We start from the raw sequence: 3,345 nt of genomic DNA on the forward strand, positions 1-3,345 counted from the left end.
ACGCGCTGGGCGGTGGCCTGCAGATCACTCTGGGGGCCGATCTGCGCATCGTCGCCCCGGAGGCCGTGCTGGGCGTGCTGGAGATCCAGTGGGGGCTGGTCCCGGACATGACCGGAACCCAGCTGCTGCCCGAGCTCGTGGGCCGGGACGTGGCCAAGGAGCTGACCCTCACCGGACGCAAGGTCAGCGGCGTCGAGGCGGTCTCCCTCGGCCTTGCGACCCGCGCCGAGCCGGACCCACGCGCCGCGGCGATGGCGCTGGCCGCCCAGATCGCCGAACGTAACCCCGACGCGGTGCGCTGGGCCAAACGGCTGCTGAACCAGGCCGGCCGGGTCGACCTCGCCACCGGGTTCGCCGCCGAGCAGCAGGCGCTGGGCGAACTGATCGGCAGCCCGAACCAGGTCGCCGCCGTCCACAACCGGCTGTGAGTGCGGAACGGTGTGAGAACACTGTTCCGCACTCACAGGGGCTAGCCCAACTCGACGAGGAAGGCGATCTCCGAGGGGCCGTACCAGGCCAGTTCATGGTCCTCGGCCTCGCCGATGAGGAACTCCGCGTCCATATCGCCGAGATCGGCCGCGTCGACGGCACCCGCGGCCTGGCGGACCGCGTGTTCGGCCTCGGCGGTGTCGACGTGCACGGAGGCGACGGCCTCCAGCGGGACCGAACCGGAGATCCGCACGGCGCCGGCGTCGAGGTCGGGCCGGAGCGTCACGTCGTCGACGTCCGCGGACACCACCACTCGCCGGGCGGGGACACCGTCCTCCCCCAGCCCGAACTCGACCCCGAGCAGCCGCAGCGACGCGCGGGCCGCCTCGGACATCGCGACGTATTCGAGCTCCTCGTCGTCCCCGGAGAGGTAGGTCTCGCGCAGTCTGGGGGTCAGCGCGAACGCGGTGCCCCCGATGGGGTCGAAGTGGCCGGTCTTGACCAGACGCTGCAACATCGGCCAGGTGCCGGGCAGGTAGATGCGCATGGGTGTCAGCTCACCGTTGCCAGCAGTTCGTCGAGTGACTCGTCGACCAACCCGGCAAGCACGTCCAGGTCGGCCATCGCGTCTCGGTCACCGTTGAAGCCGTAGTACACACCCCCGTCATAACTGGTGAGGCCGATGGCGAGGGCCTGGCCCTTGGCGAGCGGCACCACGGGGAACATCTCGAGCATACGCGCGCCCGCTGCGTAGAGCGGGAACTGCGGTCCGGGCACGTTCGTCACCACCAGGTTGAAGATCCGTCTTGACATCACGCTCGCCGCGCGCGCACCCAGGGCGTGCAGCGTAGGCGGGGCGAACCCGCCGATCCGGACCAGCGTGTCCGCGCCGACCGACTGGCCCGAGGCGGTGTGCTCGTGCATCGCGTGCGCGACATGGTGCAGCCGGACCACCGGGCTCGGCTCGCCGACCGGCAGGTCGACCAGGAACGACGACACCCGGTTGCCCAGCGAACCGTCGGTCGCCGAGCTCGGCACGTCGGTCTCACCGCGCACCGACAGCGGCACCAACGCGCGCACGGTCGAGGACGCCGTCACCGGTTCGCCACGGGAGAGCAACCAGTTACGCAGCGCCCCGGAGATCACGCTGAGCACCACGTCGTTGACCGCGCAGCCGTGCGCGGCGCGGATCCGGCGGTAGGACTCCAGCTGGGTGCGCGCGACGGTGAACCGGCGCTGGGTGGAGATGCTGACGTTGAGTGGGGTACCGGGGGCGCGCCTGCTCGCGGTGACCGCGATCGTCAACAGCTTCTCGGCCACACCGATGATCTTCTTCGTGGTCGCGATCGCGTCGCCCGCCGCGACCCGCATGTTGTCGACCAGTTCGCCGGGCCGCGCCACCACGTCCCCGACGGCGTCGATCAGCAGCCTGCCGCTGCTCGGTTCGGGTTCGGGCATCCACAGCTCCTCGGCGACGACGTGTGGGTCGGGGGAGACGTCGAGGATCACCTGCCCGATATCGATCGCGCTGATCCCGTCGACCATCGCCTGGTGCGTCTTGGTGATCACCGCGATCCGGTTACCGGTGAGCCCCTCGACCAGGTACATCTCCCACAGCGGCCGGGTGCGGTCGAGCGGGCGCGACATCACCCGGGCCACCAGGTCGTGCAACGCGGCATCGGCGCCGGGACGCGGCAGCGCCGAACGCCGTACGTGAAAGGTGATGTCGAAGTCGGGGTCGTCGACCCACACCGGCCGTGCCACGTTCGCCGGAACGTACCGGACCTTCTGCCGGAAGCGCGGCACCAGCGCGATCCGCTGCTCGATGAGGGCGACGAGCCGGTCGTAGTCCAGCCCCGCCCTCGGCCGCCGAAAGATCGCGACTCCGCCGACGTGCATCGGCGTGGTCGACTCCTCCAGATAGAGAAACGACGCGTCCAGCGCGGAGAGCCGGGTCGGCATGCGAATGATCCTACGTTTGCGTGAGACGCTGGCGCTGTGCAAGAGGCGCGCTCTCCCAAGGACACCTTCATCACGGTGTACGGCCGCAAGCCGGTGCTCGAGGCGCTCGGTGACGCCGCGCTACAGGTCGACAAGGTGATCATCGCCGACACCGCCCGGGGCGAACCGGTCCGCGCGATCACCGCGGCGGCCAGGGCCCGTGGGGTGCCGGTGAAACGGGCGAGCGCGCACCGGGTCAAGGTGCTCGCCGGAAACGGCCGGCACGACCAGGGCGTGCTCGCCGATGTCGTCGCGCCGCGGATGGCGCCGGTCGCGGAGTTCCTGTCCAGGCTGGGGCCGGGCCGGCGCGCCGCCGTGCTGGTACTCGACCGGGTCACCAACCCGGCCAATGTCGGCATGGTGCTGCGCAGCTCCACCGCCGCCGGGCTGGACGGCGTGCTGCTGCCCCGACGCGGCGTTCCGGCGATCGACCCGCTGGTGGTCAAGGCGTCGGCCGGGGTCGCGTTCGCCGCGCCGGTGCTGCGCTCCTCGACCGCCGAGGAGGGCTGCGCGGCGCTGCGGGCGGCCGGGTTCGGTGTCTTCGGGCTCGACTCCCACGGCGCCTGCCTGCTCGACGCCGACCTGCCCGAGCGGGTCGCGCTGGTGCTCGGCAACGAGACCGACGGGCTGTCCGAGCCGGTGCGGGCCGAGCTCGACGGCGCGCTCGCGATTCCGATGTATGGCGGCGTCGAGTCGCTCAACGTCGCCAACGCGGCGGCCGTGGCCGCCTACGAGTTGCTGCGCCGCCGCCGCTGACGGGCTTCGGACGGGGCCGGGACGCCGCGGTGCTTCCGGGCCGGTCGCGGGCTTTCTAGTGCCGTGACCACAAACGTTGCCGGTGAAGCCGATGCTGGTGGGCATGGCTGAACGGGTGAGAGTCAGGCGGCTCTCCGACGAGGAGGGCCAGCGGCTTCA

General features: G+C 71.3%; 4 protein-coding genes. 2 read left to right on the plus strand and 2 right to left on the minus strand.

Going from position 1 to position 3,345, the window contains the following annotated elements:
• Positions 1-428 (plus strand): enoyl-CoA hydratase-related protein (locus ACFQE5_RS15350; RefSeq protein WP_379585725.1); only part of this gene is annotated, 428 nt, incomplete at its 5' end.
• 41 nt (positions 429-469) lie between these two features.
• Here ACFQE5_RS15350 and ACFQE5_RS15355 read toward each other — a convergent pair.
• Positions 470-976, minus strand: coding sequence for a DUF6912 family protein (locus tag ACFQE5_RS15355; protein ID WP_379585673.1), 507 nt, complete (start codon positions 974-976; stop codon positions 470-472).
• 5 nt (positions 977-981) lie between these two features.
• The gene (locus ACFQE5_RS15360) at positions 982-2,391 is read right to left on the minus strand and encodes a WS/DGAT/MGAT family O-acyltransferase (protein ID WP_379585674.1); all 1,410 of its coding nucleotides are present in this window, start codon (positions 2,389-2,391) and stop codon (positions 982-984) included.
• Positions 2,392-2,427: 36 nt separating this feature from the next.
• On the opposite strand from ACFQE5_RS15360, the gene ACFQE5_RS15365 reads away from it, so the two are divergent.
• Positions 2,428-3,186 (plus strand): TrmH family RNA methyltransferase, encoded by a 759-nt coding sequence (locus ACFQE5_RS15365; RefSeq protein ID WP_379585676.1) that lies wholly within the window; start codon positions 2,428-2,430, stop codon positions 3,184-3,186.
• The last annotated feature ends 159 nt before the right edge of the window (positions 3,187-3,345 follow it).

Origin of the sequence: Pseudonocardia hispaniensis, assembly GCF_042658695.1 — a bacterium.
Taxonomy (GTDB): domain Bacteria; phylum Actinomycetota; class Actinomycetes; order Mycobacteriales; family Pseudonocardiaceae; genus Pseudonocardia; species Pseudonocardia hispaniensis.